The 16077-nt window shown below is 71.1% G+C and carries 12 protein-coding genes; all 12 read right to left on the reverse strand.

Features of this window, described 5'->3' with window-relative positions; all coding sequences use genetic code 11:
- Positions 1–61: 61 nt before the first annotated feature.
- On the reverse strand, positions 62–1666 hold the full coding sequence (locus QOM21_RS16635) for an FAD-dependent oxidoreductase (RefSeq protein WP_407550934.1): 1605 nt from the start codon (positions 1664–1666) through the stop codon (positions 62–64).
- A gap of 45 nt (positions 1667–1711) precedes the next feature.
- Positions 1712–2743 (reverse strand): methyltransferase, encoded by a 1032-nt coding sequence (locus QOM21_RS16640; RefSeq protein ID WP_407550936.1) that lies wholly within the window; start codon positions 2741–2743, stop codon positions 1712–1714.
- A gap of 230 nt (positions 2744–2973) precedes the next feature.
- Positions 2974–4512 carry an FAD-dependent monooxygenase gene (locus tag QOM21_RS16645; protein WP_407550938.1) on the reverse strand — a complete coding sequence of 513 codons (1539 nt, stop codon included), beginning with the start codon at positions 4510–4512 and terminating at the stop codon, positions 2974–2976.
- Between the two features lie 173 nt (positions 4513–4685).
- On the reverse strand, positions 4686–6299 hold the full coding sequence (locus QOM21_RS16650; protein WP_407550939.1) for an FAD-dependent oxidoreductase: 1614 nt from the start codon (positions 6297–6299) through the stop codon (positions 4686–4688).
- An 81-nt stretch (positions 6300–6380) separates the two neighbouring features.
- Positions 6381–7343: a GNAT family N-acetyltransferase gene (locus QOM21_RS16655; protein ID WP_407550941.1), complete on the reverse strand. Its 963-nt coding sequence runs from the start codon at positions 7341–7343 to the stop codon at positions 6381–6383.
- Positions 7344–7496: 153 nt separating this feature from the next.
- Positions 7497–8915 (reverse strand): FAD-binding oxidoreductase, encoded by a 1419-nt coding sequence (locus QOM21_RS16660; RefSeq protein WP_407550942.1) that lies wholly within the window; start codon positions 8913–8915, stop codon positions 7497–7499.
- 56 nt (positions 8916–8971) lie between these two features.
- The gene (locus tag QOM21_RS16665; protein WP_407550943.1) at positions 8972–9340 is read right to left on the reverse strand and encodes a hypothetical protein; all 369 of its coding nucleotides are present in this window, start codon (positions 9338–9340) and stop codon (positions 8972–8974) included.
- A 112-nt stretch (positions 9341–9452) separates the two neighbouring features.
- Complete coding sequence (locus QOM21_RS16670; protein WP_407550945.1) at positions 9453–9650, reverse strand: acyl-CoA carboxylase epsilon subunit; 198 nt, start codon at positions 9648–9650, stop codon at positions 9453–9455.
- Between the two features lie 16 nt (positions 9651–9666).
- Positions 9667–11235: an acyl-CoA carboxylase subunit beta gene (locus QOM21_RS16675; RefSeq protein WP_407550947.1), complete on the reverse strand. Its 1569-nt coding sequence runs from the start codon at positions 11233–11235 to the stop codon at positions 9667–9669.
- On the reverse strand, positions 11232–11501 hold the full coding sequence (locus QOM21_RS16680; protein ID WP_407550949.1) for a DUF6059 family protein: 270 nt from the start codon (positions 11499–11501) through the stop codon (positions 11232–11234). The genes QOM21_RS16675 and QOM21_RS16680 overlap by 4 nt, the downstream gene beginning before the upstream one ends.
- Positions 11502–11649: 148 nt before the next feature.
- Positions 11650–15093, reverse strand: a complete 3444-nt coding sequence (locus QOM21_RS16685; RefSeq protein WP_407550951.1) for a condensation domain-containing protein — start codon at positions 15091–15093, stop codon at positions 11650–11652.
- An 80-nt stretch (positions 15094–15173) separates the two neighbouring features.
- On the reverse strand, positions 15174–16037 hold the full coding sequence (locus QOM21_RS16690) for a 4'-phosphopantetheinyl transferase family protein (RefSeq protein WP_407550953.1): 864 nt from the start codon (positions 16035–16037) through the stop codon (positions 15174–15176).
- Positions 16038–16077: the final 40 nt, after the last annotated feature.

Consider the following 16077-nt stretch of genomic DNA (forward strand, 5'->3'; position numbering starts at 1 on the left):
TGGCGCGCCTCCCCTCATCGGGAGGCGCGCCACGTCGTTTCCGCAGGGCGGCGCTACCGGGTCAGTCCAGGGCGAGGATCTGACGCAGCAGGCCGGTCACGGTCTGCCCGACGTCCCCTTCGGGGCCGCTCCGCGACCGCCAGGCCACGAATCCGTCGGGGCGGACCAGGACCGCGCCGCCGTCGGAGATGCCGTACTTCTGAGGGAAGGTGCCCTCGGCGTCGGTGTAGTCGCCGCCTTCGCCGATGCCGTGGACCCTCAGCATCAGGCCGAGATCGCGAGCGGCGCCGGCTGCGGCTCCCCACGGGTCGGCGGGGCCGGCGGTCAGCAGGGTGAAGCCGACGGGGAAGAGGTCGACGGTGGAGAACGGGCCGTGTGCCCCCTCGACGACGACGTGCGGGGCCCGGGTGCCGGGACGGCCACTGGGCTTGTCCGGGTCCTCGGTGACGGTCCACAGTTCCGGGGCCTCGCCGGCGAACGCGCCTGCCGGATAGGCGTATCCGAACGTCATCGTGGTCTCGTCGACCAGGTCCTTCGCCACGTCCTTCAGCTGCTTGCCCTCGCGGACGGCGAAGCGCAGCATCGCCTGCCGGACCGTCTCCTCGGCGACCGGGCGACGCTCGGCGTCGTAGGTGTCGAGCAGCGCGGGCCCGGCCTTGCCGCCGAGCACCAGGCCCAGCTTCCAGGCCAGGTTGTAGGCGTCCTGGATGCCGGTGCTGGCGCCGAAGGCACCGGTGGGCGGCATGACGTGCGCGGCGTCACCTGCGATGAGGAAGCGGCTCGCGGTGAAGCTGTCGGCGACGCGTGCCGAGATGTCCCAGGCGGGCATGTCGACCGACTCGATCGTCAGCGGCAGGTCGGGGACGCCGACCGCCGCCCGGACCAGTTCGACGCAGCGCTGCGGGGTGAAGTCGTCGGCGCTCTGCCCCTTGTCGGGGAAGAAGGAGACGTTGATGACCCACTTGCGGTCGTTGTCGAGCGGGATGATCGTGCCGCGTACGTCGGGGTTGTTGACGTACGCGGCGATGATCTTGCGACCGCGCAGCGCCTCCTTCAGGTCGGCGTCGAAGAAGAAGCTCACCAGGTTGGTGAGGGTGCCGCGGCCGTGGGCGCCGATGCCCAGCAGCTCGCGGACCGGGCTGCGGCTGCCGTCCGCGGCGACCACGTACGCGGCACGCAGCGTCGAGCTCGTGCCGGTGGCGGTGTCGGTGAGGGTGGCGGTGATTCCTTCCGCGTCCTCGGTGGCCGCGTCGAGCCGGGTGTGGAAGCGCAGGTCGACGCCGACCTCCTCGGCCCGTTTGCGCAGGATGGGTTCGAGCTGGTTCTGGTCGATCAGGGTCCACTGGGCGGGGCTGATCCGGCTGATGTCCTCGATCGAGGCGTTGGGCATCCGGACCCGCTCGTTGCCGGCGAGCGTCTCGACGTGCACCAGGTCGGTGTTGCCGGAGATCGGCGAACGTCCGGCCTTGACCCGCTCTTCCATGCCGACGGCACGGTAGAGCTCCATCGTGCGCGGGTTGATGGCGCGGGCCTTGGGATGGGTGGAGGTGCCGGGGTGGCGCTCCACCAGTGTCGCCTTCACCCCGTGGTGGGCGAGGAACACGGCGGCGGACAGGCCCGCGAGGCCGCCGCCGACGATGAGTACGGGCACCTTCTCCTGGCTCATGGTGATTCCTTAGGTGATCGGGGCGGGCGGCTCAGGTCCTGGCGGTCATCGGACCGCGGTCACCAGCGTGTGGGTGCCCAGCAGCGGCGCGGCGGTGCTGTCGGTGAATCCGGCCTCGCGCAGCCAGGTACGGAGGTCCTCGACGCGGTACTCCGAACCGTCCGGGCTGACCAGACGCATGTGGAGGCTGGACAGCAGGCGCTCGGGGTCTCGGCGCTCGTCATCGATCATCCGGTCGTAGACCAGGACCTGGCCGCCGGGGTTGACGGATGCGTGGACGCGGCGCAGCAGTTCGTGGCGCCGGTCGGTGTCGAAGCCGTGCAGGATGTGCCCGAGCACGATGACGTCGGCCTTCGGGATGTCGTCCGTGAAGAAGTCGCCGCCGGTGAACGCGATGCGGTCGCCGAGGCCCAGCCGGGCGGTGTGCTCGGTGAACAGGGGGCGGGTGCGCGCCAGGTCGAACACACCGGCCGCCAGGTGCGGGTGCTCGGTGGCCAGGACGGCGGCGAGGTTGCCTCGCGCGCCGCCGAGGTCGAGGACGGAGGTGTGCCGGCTCCAGTCGATCCGGCCGGCGAGCTCGATGCCCATCCGGTCGCTGTAGGCGTCGAGACCGGCGAAGAAGCGCTTCATCTTCTCCGGGTCCTTGTGCTTGTCCCCGACGAAGCCGCCCTTGTCGGGGTCAAGGTGCTGCGGGGCGCCGGTGGTCAGCGCCTCGGTGAGCCGCCCCCAGGTGCTGTAGAGGGTCTCGTTGGTCAGTTCGACGAAGCCACCGAGGTAGGTGGACGTGCCGGGCACCAGATACGCCTGGGCCAGCGGCGCGTTGCTGTAGCGGTCCCCGTCGCGCTCCAGCAGGCCGAGGCCGGTCAGCGCGTCCAGGAAGTCGGCGGCCATGCGGTGGTGCAGGCCGGTCGCGGCGGCAACCTGGTCCGCGTCCGCCGGGGCCTTCGCCAGGGCGCCGAAGACGCCGAGTGTCACGGCGCTGTGCAGCACCTTGGCCGCACAGTCCGCGATGGTCAGCTTGATCAGCGGACCGGGATCAACCGCCACGGCCGTCGTACGGACATCGGTCGTTGTCACGCAAGCCTCCTAGCGAGCTTTGGGGACCGCACAGGTCTTCCCTCGACGATGGCCGCTGCGCGTGGAGTCCCACTCGAAGCGGCCTGCAGCGGGGTACCGCACACGGCGAAGGGCCGCCTCTCCCACCGCAGTTCAGAGCGGTGGGAGAGACGGCCCTTCGGCCATGCGTGGAGCCCGCGCCGACCGTGAGTGGAGGGCGGCCGGCGCGGCCCCCTCGGTCCGGCGGCCGGCTACCGACCGCCGCGCCCGGTCGTCTCAGCCGTCCCGGCCCAGGCGTTCAGTGCCGTGTGCAGGCCCTCGGCGATCTCATCGGCGGTCGCCGACCTGTCCGCCGCCCAGGCCACGTAGCCGTCGGGGCGGACGAGGACACCGGCCAGCTCCGGCTCCTCCTCGCAGGCGGCCACGACGCGCCTGACCCGGTCGACGTCGCCCTCCTGCTGTGCGGCCCACTTGTCGAAGACCTCGGAGACCGCCGGGTTGCCGGCGAGGTCCAGCAGGACGAAGTCACCGCCACGCAGGAACACCGGAAGGGTCTCGGTGCCCTCCGCGGTCTCCAGGGTGAGGTCACGCGCGAAGTCGCCGAGCAGTCGGTGCTCGGCGCCCTCCAGGTCGTACCGGACCCGGACGCCGCTGAGCATCTCGGCGACGTGCCGGTTCACCTGGTCCTTGGTCATCAGATCCTGGAACAGCTCGCGCAGTTGGGTGACGTACGGGTCGGGGTTCATCAGCGCGATCTGGGCGCGGGTGTTGGAAATGACGTTGCGGGCCGGCTCCTGCCGCTCGCGGTCGTACGTGTCGAGCAGACCTTCGGCGGCCCAGCCGTTGATCACCGCGGCGAGCTTCCATCCGAGGTTGAAGGCGTCCTGCAGGCCGAGGTTGACGCCCTGCCCGCCCACCGGGAAGTGGGTGTGCGCGGCATCGCCGGCCAGGAAGACGCGGCCTTCGCGGTAGCGCTCGGCCTGCCGGGCGGAGTCGGTGAACCAGGACAGCCACCGCGGCTCGCTCGCGCCGAGGTCGTCACCCCAGATCTCGCGCAGACTCGCGGTGAACTCCGCCAGTGTCAGCTCGGAGCCCGCCTCCTTGCCCTCCTCGAAGTCGAAGGTGGCGACGCGGTGGTAGGTGTCGTCCAGCGGAACGCAGAAGAGCAGGCCCCGGTCCGTACGCTCCATGCCCATCGGCGCCTTCTCGCGGTCGGCGAGGACGACGTCGGCGAGGCGTGCGGTGACCCGGCCGCCGGTGCCAGGAAATCCGATGCCCGCGGACTTGCGGACGAGGCTGTGGCCGCCGTCGGTGCCGACGACGTACCGGGCGCGCAGGGTGTACGCACCGTCGGGCCCGGTGACATCGGCCTCCGCGCCGTTCTCGTCCTGGCGGACGGCGGTCACCTCGTGCCCGCGGCGGATGTCCGCGCCGCTCTCCAGGGCGCGCTCCTCCAGCAGGCGCTCGGTGCGGGTCTGCTCGGACAGCAGCGCGTAGTTGTGGGCGCTGTCGAGCAGGGCGAAGTCGACCCAGACATCGAGTCCGGCGAAGTGGCCGTTGTTCCACGAGCGGGCACCGTCGCGGAAACTCTCGACGAGACCGCGGCGGTCCAGCGACTCCAATGAGCGGGCGTGCAGACCGAAGGCCTTGGAGTGGGGTGTGCGCTCGGAGAGGCGCTCCAGCACGGTCGTCCTGACCCGGGCGAGGCGGAGTTCGGAGGCGAGCAGCATGCCCACCGGGCCTCCGCCGACGATAAGGACATCGAAGTCGAAGTCCTGGGTGTCCGGCATTGCAGTCCTTCCGGAAGAACTCGATGCGACAACATGCTTGTTATCGGGTAATTGACATGAACTATCCATGGTTGGCCGACTTCTGCCGGCTGATTCAGGACATGGCCCGCCGTGCCCCACAGCGGGGGGCCGGCACTCGCCCACTCCCGCCCACGGGCAGAAGTCCTTCGCGCTCAGCGCCCCAGAATCCGGCGCAGCGCCGCCTCCAGCGCCGCACCTTGCTCGGCGGCGGGGAGGGAGGCAGGTGCACGCCAGGCGACGACGCCGTCCGGGCGTACCAGGACCGCGCCCCCGGCACGCACGCCGTAGGCGTCGTTCCAGCGGCCCTGCCGGTCGACCAACTGCGTGTCCTCGGCGGTCGGACCGATGCCATGGAAGGCGATGTCCACACCGAGCGCGGGGCCGGCCGACGCGGCGGCCCTTCCCCATGAACCGCCGTCCCGCCCGGCCAGCAGGACGAAGCCCGTGCCGAACAGGTCCAGTGTGGACACCGGGACCCCGTCCCGCTCCAGCACCACGTACGGGGCACGGGTGCCCGGTTCACCGCGCAGGCTCCGCGGGTCACACGTCAGCGGCAGCGGCTCCGCGCCGGCCTCGTGGACGAAGGCGCCCGACGGGTATGCCTGCCCCATCGTCACCGTCATCGCGTCATCGGTCGCGGCCTGCTGCTCCTCGGTCGCGGTGCCCGACCGCACGGCGAGTTGGAGAGAGCCCTGACGGGCGGTGTAGGTGCCGACCGGCCAACGCTCCTCGTGGTAGGTGTCGAGCAGGGAGGGGGCCGCGACCCCCTTGAGGACGAGGGCGAGCTTCCAGCTCAGGTTGAAGGCGTCGGCGATGCCGGTGTTGGCGCCGTACCCGCCGGTGGGCGGGATCTGATGGGCGGCGTCGCCCGCGATCAGCACCCGGCCCTGGACGAACCTCTCGGTGACGAGTTCGGCCATGTCCCAGGGGAAGCGGGAGCGGACGGTGACCTCGACCGTGTCGGAGCCGATCGCGGCGGAGACGAGTTCGGCACAGCGGGCATCGGTGAAGTCGTCGAGACTCTCGCCCTTCTCCGGGTCGTAGCCGACGATCAGAGTGCCCTCGGTGAGGGTGTCGTCGTGCACGAGGATGCCCATGACCGTGTCGTTCTTGACATGTACGACGCTGTAGCGGCGCTCCCCCAGAACCGCGCCGAAGTCGGCGCCGAACGCGATACTGACGTGCCGCGACAGCACTCCCCGGCCCTCGCGCCGCAGGCCGAGAGCCTCCCGTACGGTGCTGCGCGGCCCGTCGGCGGCCACCAGGTAGTCGGCACGCAGGGTGCTCTCGACCCCGTGCTCATCCTTGACGACCGCGCTGACGCCGTCGCCGTCCTGGGTGAAGGAGACCAGCTCGGTGCCGAACCGCAGGTCCGCACCGAGCTTCTCGGCGCGGGCCCGCAGGAGGGGCTCCAGCCGGTCCTGGGGCAGCAGGAGCAGCTTGGACGGGGTCAGGTCCGCGAGCTCGTCACCCCCCGCCAGCTCCTCCTTGCTGAAGAGGACCTCGCCGGCGAGCGAGACCACGCCGGCACGGGTCTTGTGCTGCTCGAACCCGGAAGCGGCGTCCTTCGCGGCATCCTCCACCCCGACGGTGCGCAGGAGTTCGGCGGTGCGCGGGTAGTACCCGACCGCACGGGGATGGATCGAGGTGCCCGGATGCCGCTCGACCACGGTGCAGGGCACATTGTGATGGGCGAGGAACACCGCTGTGGACAGGCCGACGAGGCTGCCACCGGCGATCAGTACGTGTGTGCCGCTGTTGCTCACAAAGAACCCCTCTCGCGCTGAGCTGTCTGCGCCGAGCGTGGCAGCGGCCGGTGGACCTGAACTCGAACGCGGCTCGGATGGTCAGACCTTGACGGAAAACGTCGACCAGGCGCTGTCCGCCCGGAACCCGAGCCGGCGGTTGAGGGCGACGGCGGCGTCATTGCGGACGTCGTTCCACGCCTGCACCAGGGCCAGGTTCTCGTTCTCACCAGCCGCCCTGACCAGCAGGTTCGCCTTGAGCCAGGTGCCCAGGCCGCGGCGGCGCCGGTCGCCGAGCACGAGGGTCTCGCCCGCGTCGGCCATGGGGCTGTCCCGGACGAAGAGGGTGGCGTACCCCGCGACCCGGCCGGTGTCCGTGTCGACTGCGGCGCACACATACTGCCGGTGTCCGGCCCGCCGGCCTTCGGCCTCCCGCGCGCGGACGTCCTCCGCGGTGGGCGTCCGCACCTGCGCCTGTCCGTTGACGGGTACGTCCAGCGTGCCCCAGGCGCGGGCGTAGGAGTCGACGAGCTCGTCCGGGCAGCGGTCGGTCCACTGCACCAGGTGGTGACCGGTCACCGCCTGGGCGGCGAGCCCGTCGAGCCCGGCGCGCCCGGGCCCCCGCAGGAAGAGGCGGTTGCGAAGGTTGGTGCCGCGGAGTTCCGCGCCACAGACCGAGACGAAGGCCGTGGCGGCAGTTGTCTCGGGGGCGTCGATGACGAGGTGGCTGCGGCCGCGGGCGCGCAGTTCGGCGCGGGCGGCATCCACCAGGGCGGTGCCGGCGCCGCGGCGGCGGTGGGAAGGGAACACCCAGAGCGAGCCGTGCCCCGGCCCCGTCGGATCGCCGAGGTCGAGGCCGAGCTTGGTGCAGCCGACGGGCCGGTCGCCGTCGAAAGCGGCCAGGAGTATCCGGTCGGCGCCGTGCCGCCGCTGCATGAGCCGGGCCAGCAGGGCCGCCGAAACCGGTGGGTCGCCGGGCAGTTCCAGGCTCATGGTCTCCTGGAAGCCCGGGAGGAGAAGGGTGATCGTGGTCGGATCGTCGCCGTCGAGGCTGCGGATTTCCATGCGTTCATGGTTCTCGGCCTCGGTGGTACGGCCGTGGAGCGGTGCTCGAGCCCGGGGCCCGCACAGCGCCCCGGGATCGAACCACCACGGCCACCGGGAGGGGACGCCTGCCCGGGTGGGCAGGTCCGAGCACCCGATGGCCCCGTCCGGTGTTCAGCCGGCCGGCGTCGCCTCGCCGAGGCTCTGCGCGTGCCGGAAGAACCCGTCAGGGTCGTAGGCCCGCTTGATCTCACCCAGGCGGGGCGCGTTCTCCCCGTGGTACTCGCTCTCCCACTCGGCCGGTACCCGGGAGTTCGGGAAGTTGATGTACGAGCCGACCGCCAGCGGAGCGAGGGCCTGTCGGCAGTTGTCGGCCCACCGGTCGTACTCGGCCGGGGCCTGAGCGGCCAACTCATCGTCCCGGGTAGCCCTTTGGAAACCGGTGAGGAACTGTGCGTCACGGTGCACATAAGCGGTCTCGGCACGGTCCACGCGGTTGGCGGCGCCGCCCAGGGCCATGCACAGAAGGTAGCGCTCACCGTCCAGGTCCGGATTCCACGCCTGCAGCAGGGCATCGGCCTCGGCGAGGTTCGCCGCCCTCCCGGTGAGCCGGTAGGCCTGACGGGTGTAGGGGTGACGGTGCCCCTCCGCGTCGGGGTGGGTCCCGGTGCGGTGGCACTGCTGGACGGTTTTGGAGCCGCACAGCGCCTCGTGCATCACGTCGGCGTACGGGCCCGGCGCGCCGACCTCGCGGTGCATCGGCTTGGTACAGGCACGCTCGGTGAGCTCGTCGAGGGCACGCTCCAGGTCCTCGGGCAGGCCGTGGTGCACGCCCCAGATCTTCACGACCGGCCGGCCACCCGGCCCGAACATGCCGGGCAGCACCACCAAGGACGTGCCGAGGTCCTCGGAGCCCTCGACGGCCCAGTTCTGCCAGGCGACCAGCACGTTCGCCGCGTCGTCGTACGACCACAGGGTCTCGAAGCCGGTCAGCCTCGGGGCGTCGACAGGGCGCAGCTCGAACTCGGTGACGACGCCGAAGTTCCCGCCGCCCCCGCCCCTCAGCGCCCAGTACAGGTCCGGGTTCTCGTCCGCGGATGCCCGGACGACCCGGCCGTCGGCGAGGACGACCTGCGCGGAGACGATCCGGTCGCAGCCGACGCCGAACTTGCGGGTCTGCCAGCCCAGTCCGCCGCCGGTAAGAAAGCCCCCCTGGCCCACGGTGGGAAAGGTGCCGCTGATGATCTGACGGCCCTGGGGCGCGAGGGCGTCGAGCGCGTCGAGGGACTGGACGCCGCCGCCGATGCGCACCGTGGGGCCCTCGGCGACGGCGTGGTTCATCCGGGAGACATCGATGACCAGGCCCGTGCCGGTGGACCAGCCGTTGTAGCTGTGCCCGCCACCGCGCACATGCGCCGGGACCCCTGCCTCCTGGGCGTGGCGCACACAGGCGACGACGTCCTTTGGGGAGTGGCAGTAGGCGATGCCGCTCGGGGAGATCGCGTCGTACTCGGTGTTCTGCAACTGCTTGGCGAGCTGGTAGCCCGGATCGGACGGGAGAACGAGCTCACCCTTGAGTTGGTCCCGCAGCATGGGTCTTTCCTCCGTAACGTCCCGGTCCGGGATACGAGGCGGGTGCGCCGTGCGGTCTACTTGTCGATGCCGAACTTGCGGGCGCCTACCTTGGATCCCTCGTGGCCGCGCAGCAACTTGCCGCTGGGCGAGTAGAAGTTGGCACCACCGGTGCCCTCCCAGCGGTCGTCGGAGACGAATTCGCCGGTCACGAACACATGCGCCTCGCCGACGTGCTCGCCCTCGGGGCTGACGGCGAGGATGTGGAAGTTGTACTGGAACGAGTCCGGCCCGGTGGACTCCCAGTTGCCCAGTCCGATGTTCTTGGCGTTGACCTGGTAGCAGGTGACGCCGCCGTCACCGGTGAAGGACGCCAGTCCGAACACGGACTTGCCGTCGTCGTCAAGCTCCGTGGTCCAGGTTCCGACCAGCCTCGCGTCGTTCATGTCGATGCTCCTGCCGTGGGTCTCGGGTTGCGTCGTGTGCCGTCGATACGCTGTCACCGCGTGCTGGAGCCGAACTCGAACGGCTCTGCAGCACGCGGCGGGGGAGCAGGAGTCACCTGCTGCGCCACGTGCCGGCGGCCCGGTGCGGGTTGGTGTGCGCGCGGTGCCAGCCTGAGGGCGCGTTGCCGTCCTCGGTGGCCGCCGCTTCCGCGGCAGCCGCTCGCCCGGCCAGGAGGGCCGTCAGCACCACGGTCAGGGCGGCAGTCTCCTCGGCGCGGGGGCTGCCCCCGGTGATACGCCAGATGGTCACCGTCCGGCCTCCCGCGTCATGCCGGCGGATTGCCGTGCTTGCGCGACGGCATCTCCGCGTACTTCGACCGGAGCATTTCGAGTGCGCCGGTGAGGGCAGATCGGGTGTCCGCCGGGTCGATCACGTCGTCCACGAGGCCGCGCTCCGCCGCGTAGTACGGGTGCATCAGCTCGGACTGATACTCCTTGATCTTCTGTGCCCGTACCGCGTCCGGGTCGTCGGCCGCGGCGATCTCCCGGCGGAAGATCACATTCGCGGCCCCCTCGGCCCCCATGACCGCGATCTCGTTGGTCGGCCACGCGAGCGAGATGTCCGCACCGATGGAGCGCGAGTCCATGACGATGTACGCGCCGCCATAGGCCTTGCGCAGAATCACCTGCACCCGCGGGACGGTTGCGTTGCAGTAGGCGTACAGCAGCTTGGCACCGTGCCGGATGATGCCGCCGTGTTCCTGGTCGACCCCCGGCAGAAAGCCGGGTACGTCGACGAGGGTCACCAAGGGGATGGAGAAGGCGTCGCAGAACTGCACGAAGCGCCCGGCCTTCTCACTCGCGTGGATGTCGAGGACCCCGGCGAACGCGGACGGCTGGTTGGCGACGATGCCCGTGACATGACCGTCGAGCCGCACCAGCGCGCAGACGATGTTGGCGGCCCAGTCCGGCTGGATCTCGAAGTACTCGCCGTCGTCGACGATCTCCTCGATCACCGCCCGCATGTCGTACGCCTGGTTGCCGTTGGCCGGGACCATCTCCCGCAGCGCCTCGGTGAGCCGGTCGGCCGGGTCCGCCGTGGGCCGGCGGGGCGCCGTCTCGCGGTTGTTGGACGGCAGCAGGGTGAGCAGGAAGCGCACGTCCTCCAGGCAGGCGGCCTCGTCGTCGTAGGCGAAGGCCGCGACGCCGGAGACGGACGCATGGACATCGGCCCCGCCGAGACCGTTCTGGCTGATCTCCTCACCGGTGACGGCCCTGACGACGTCCGGTCCGGTGATGAACATCTGCGAGGTCTCACGGACCATGAACACGAAGTCGGTGAGCGCGGGCGAGTAGGCGGCGCCGCCCGCGCAGGGGCCGAGCATCACGGAGATCTGCGGGATCACGCCGGAGGCCCGGGTGTTGCGCTGGAAGATGCCGCCGTATCCGGCGAGCGCGGCGACCCCCTCCTGGATACGGGCGCCGGCCCCGTCGTTGAGGGACACCAGGGGCGCTCCGGCGGCCAGCGCCAGGTCCATCACCTTGTGGATCTTCTGGGCGTGGGCCTCGCCCAGCGCGCCACCGAAGATCCGGAAGTCATGGGCATAGACGAAGACGGTGCGGCCGTGGACGGTGCCCCACCCGGTGATCACACCGTCGGAGTGGGGGCGCTTGTCCTCAAGGCCGAATCCGGTCGCGCGATGCCTGCGCAGCGCCTCGATCTCGTGGAACGATCCCTCGTCCAACAGCAGGTCGATACGCTCTCGGGCGGTCAGCTTCCCCTTGGCGTGCTGACGGGCGGTGGCCTGCTCATCAGGTCCCTGAGCGGCCAGTTCCTTCAACTGGGCGAGTTCGGCCAATCGGTCTCGTACCGCACCCTCGGTCTCGGTGGTCACGCGCTCTCCTTCGGGCTCGCCAGCCGGCGTGCCAGGTCCTGTTCCTCGGCGCTGAGCGGCACGGACGGGCAGAACCGCTCCGGGTGGCCCGGCGGAGGCTGGGACAGCGTCCGCTCCTCGGCCGGATCGACGGGCAGGGGCACGGGTGACCACATGGCACCGGCCGTGGCCAGCATCCGGCCGATCCACCGCAGGAGAGCGGTCGATGCCGACCAGAAGCCCATGGGCCTGCCCCGTACCAAGGACCAGGTCGTCCAGATGGGCATGGACCCGCCTCCTCACACTCGTGGTACGCGATGTCGCACTCGCACCACGGTCATTCATGAGGCTCAAGAGCACTTGGAGACGCACTGGAGGGCCTGCGCTCCGCACGCGGACCGGCCGCAGGGCGCATGGACGCCGGGCGGTCACCGCTCAGCGATGCGCTCCGATCTCGGGCCCGTGGCCGGCCTGGTGACCGCCACCGCCGTCCGGTCCTGTGCCCTTTTCGGGCTCCCTCGTCAGACGCATGAGCGTGCGCGCCAAACCGTCCGCGTCGGCCGGCCCTCCCCCGTACGTCACCACGAGCGGACCGGGCGCGTCCGCCCCGGTCACCCGACGGGCGATCTCGTGCGCGGGGTGTCCGCTGCCCGACCAGCCGGCCAGAAGGAGGCGGCGGTCGGGCGGCAGCAGCGTGCGCAGTGCCTCCGCCGCCGCATCGGGCGCTTCGGTCGCCGAGCGCAGGGCGAGCAGCCGTTCGGGGCCGGTGTGGCTGGGCACGAGCGTGCTGTAGCAGGCATACGTCGCACCGGCCGGCGGGACGAGACAGACGGTCCCCGCGTCAGGGCCTTCGCCCTCGCGCAACTCCGTGAACACGCCGAGGTCCCGTCCCGCAGTCCCCTCCGCCATCCGGGGCACCTCGGCGCCGTGCAGCGCCTCCAGGACCGATGCGATGGGCCTGGCGCTGTCGGCAACGTCCATGAACTCCCGCAGCAGCTGCATGCTCTGGGCGAGGATCTTCGCCGCCTGTTCGTCGTCGAACCGGACCCGGTCGTAGACCGCGGTCACCACAAGAGCCCCGAGAGGGTCGAAAGACGCGGTCAGCCTGATCGGCAGCGTGCTGCCTGCGCCGGTGCTGCGCGGCGGCTCGACCCGGATGCCGTGGGCGGCGAGTTCCGCCACGAGGTATTCGGGCGGACGCCGGTGGGATTCGAAGACGAGGGCGGTGCCGAAGAGCCCGTCAGTGGTCGGGCAGCCGCTCCATTGGCGGATGTGCTCCGTGCTCACCCATTCGTACGCCGAGATGTCGATGGTTCTGTCGCGCAGGGCATCCAGCAGTTGGGGCAGTCCGGCCGTGGGATCGACCCTGACGGTCATCGGCAGGATGCCCCGCAACGGCCCCGGCAGATGCTCGACACCTTGGAGAGCGATGGCACGGCCGGCGACCGAGACTCCGAAGCCCACCGTGGTCGGGCCGCGGTCGCCGGTGGCGCGGTGCAGCAACAGGGCCCAGGCGGCCTGCAACGCGGTGGCCTCGGTGACGCCCCACGAGGCGGCCCAGTGGACGAGCCGTACCGCTTCGGGCCGTGGCAGTCGTCGCGACAGGCGTCCGAACCCGGTGAGACCGGTGGGCGCCCCGGCTCGGGCCGGGTGCAGCGCCATACCCGGCTCCCAGGCCCTCTCCGACCAGAACCTGCGCGCCGGGGAAAGGTCCTGCCCGCTGAGCCAGCGCGTGTAATCGCGCAGGTCGGGACGGCGTTCGCCGCCGCCCAGGTAGCCGTCGTGGAGATATGCGCGGTAGAACGCGAACAGGAGCAGCTGGATGCTCCAGCTGTCGAGGAGCGCGTGGTGGTAGGTGAGCAGGACCCGCGTCATGCCCACCGCTCCGCCGTCGCCCGGGTCGTCCTCGAACAAGGTGATCCGCAGCGCCCCGGGGCGGTGCGGGTCGACCCCGCGGCTGCGGTCACGCTCCAGGAGCCGGGCCCAGCTGACATCGTTGTGCGACAGACGGACGACCTGGACGGTGGCCCGGCCGTGCAGCACGACGCGGGAGTGGGTGCGGTCCCAGGCGGCGCGCAGAAGTGCCTCGTTGTCGAACACGGATTGCCATGCGGCGGTGAAGCGCTCGCGGTCCAACGGCCCGTGCCAGGTCCAGTGGAGCTGTTCGACGTGGTGGCCCGCACCGGGGTGGGCCAGGGACTGACTGAGCAGCTCGCGCTGACGGGGCGTGGCGGCGACGGTCGGGCCGACGGGGGGAACGGACCCCCCGGCCTTCCCCGAGCGCGCCAACTCCATCAGCAACGGGCGCAGATGGCCGATCAGTACGTCGACGCGGATCTCATCGGCACGGGCCCCGGAGTGGGGGTACCACTCGGTCCTGACGTGCAGTCTGCCGTCCTCGACGTGGCTGGAGACCTCTATCTCGTACACGGATGCGCTGTCGGCCGGTTCGGGCCGCAGCTTCGGTGCCCCGTTGTCGGCCGGTGTGAAATGAGTGCAGTGCGGCAAGAGTTGGGCCGGTAAGTGGTGGGTGAAGCAGGCCGACGCCGGGGGCGCCTCGCCGGGAAGGGGAGGGTCGGCGCGTAAGCAGCCGGACGGGCCACCGTCATCCGTGAACGCGGGCACGACGGCGGCAAGGTAGCGATCGGGCGCCACATGCCGGTCACTGTCGAACCGCACGGAACGGACACGGGTGTACGGGCCGAGGGCGCGGGCGTGTCCGGGGAGGCCCTCGCGCCCGTCGGTGCGTATGTCGAACACGACGTCGTGGGTCTCACTCGTGCGGGCCAGGGCCTGGCCGAAGGCCCCCGCGAGCAGTTCCACGACGGAGAGGCCGTATCGGGCCGGAAGGACCTCGGTGAGCGCCGTGGTCTCTCCGGCCGACAGCACGAAGTCGGTGCGGCGCGCCTGTGGCCGCTTGGCTCCCGGTGTGGCCAGGAGGGAAGCGGCGGACCCGCCATCGGGTGCGTCACGACCGCGGGTGACTGCCTCGGGTTCGGCCGTCAGCGCGCGCTGCCGCTCGGCCCATTCCTCGAACCTGCCCGCGTCGCTCTCCAGTCGCGGCGGTGTGCCTGCGGCGAGCGCGTCCAGCGCCGCGTCCAGATCCTCCAGCAGGATGCGCCAGGACGTCATGTCGGCGCCGAGGTCGTGAACGGCGAGGAACAGCAGGTCATCATGGGCCGAAACCTTTTTGCCCCGGTCCCGGACGAGTAAGGCGCGCAGCAGCACGCCGGTGTGCGGGGCGAGGCCGCGGCGGGTCGCGGCGACCGCCTGCTCGAACGGGGCGCGGCCGGTCAACTCCACGGTCCGCAGCGGGTCGTACCGCCCGGTCCCGCCGTCCATGTCGGTGGTCAGCGGCATCCGCCCCTCGGGCGTCAGCGGAATGCGGGCGGACAGCATCGGGTGGGCGGCCATGACGGCACGGAGGGCCCGCCGCAACACCTCCTCCTCGACGGGGCCGGCCAGCCGCAGCAGCACACTGTGGTGCGCACGGGCCGCTCCGCCGGGCGCGGAGCGCAGCACATCACGCTGACCGGGACTCAGTTCCACGGATGCGGCCGACGAGGTCAGCAGATCGGCGAGCATCCCCGCATGCAGGTCCCGCATCGGCTGCCCGGACGGCCCGTTGGGCCGGCCGACGAGGCGCACGGTGTGGTGGGCGCTGCCGTGCCGCTCCAGATGAGCGTGCAGTACGCCGTCCTCCTGGAGGTCGACGGCGCCGTCGGCGCTGATGCACCAGGTGCGCAGACCCCGATGGCGCGCGACGACGCACTCAAGGGCCCTCTCCAGTGCGGCGGGGTCCAGAGCGCCGTGGAGTTCGAGGACCGGGCCTACGGCGACCACGGTCATCGAAGCCTCCGTGGAACGGCTGCTGGCCATGCGCCCCCTCCTGGTGATGTGTGGGCGTCGGCCCGGCTTACCTCCTCGCGCTCCTGCGTGAGCGCTCTGGGAACGTTAGATCAGCGAGTCCGAGGGCCGCCCGTCGAACCCCACGCTTTCAGCCCCTGGGGTGGACCCTGAGCGGGACCGACACCCTCGTGCGACGGGTGCGGATCTCCGGACAGCAGCCCCGAGACCAGAGCCATCGACCGGTCGTCGGCGATGCCGTGGGCGGCGGCCCCGGGTGCCGGGCCGTGGGCGTGGCAGGCCACACTGATCAGCCACCGTCGCAGGGCCCGATAGGTGCCGAATCCCCATGCGCCGCGGACGGCCGGAGTACCGTCCGGCGCGAGCAGACCCGTGCCATGGGCTTCCGGCACGTCCCGCTCGATACAGGCCGACAGGTCGAAGTCGGTGAACCGCAGGCGCAGGCCCTGCCCGAGTGCCTTGGTGTAGGACTCCTTGAGCGTCCACAGGCGCAGCATCGCGGCCCTCCGATCGGGTACGTCGAGCGCTTGCAGCACGGCCCGTTCGGCGGGGGTGCACACACGGTCCAGCAGCACATCGAAGGACAGGGCACGCGACAGCGGTTCCGCGTCGACGCCGATCCTGCCGAGGCGGCTGACGCCCACCGCGACGAACTCCCCGGTGTGGGTGAGACTCACATCGACATGGCGAAGCCCGCGAAGGTGCGGGCGCCCACCGGTCTTGTATGCGAGGTCGAGTTCCACGGCCTCGGTGCCCAGCGCGGCCGCCGCCGTGTACTTGAGGGCGAGCCGGGCGGCGAACCGGTGGCGCACCACGGGCTCGGTGGCATCCCGGTAGCGCTGCCGGTCACGGCCGAGCACCTGCCGCATCCGAGGATCGGTGGTGACCGCGCTCAGCCATTCCCCCGAGGTGGTGTAGGCGACCACATTGCCGTCCCGCTGAAAGCCCTCTCGCACTGTGTGCCATGGGCCGGCCGGTCCGCCTATGTACACGGGT

Origin of the sequence: Streptomyces sp. Pv4-95, assembly GCF_045782725.1 — a bacterium.
Lineage (GTDB): Bacteria > Actinomycetota > Actinomycetes > Streptomycetales > Streptomycetaceae > Streptomyces.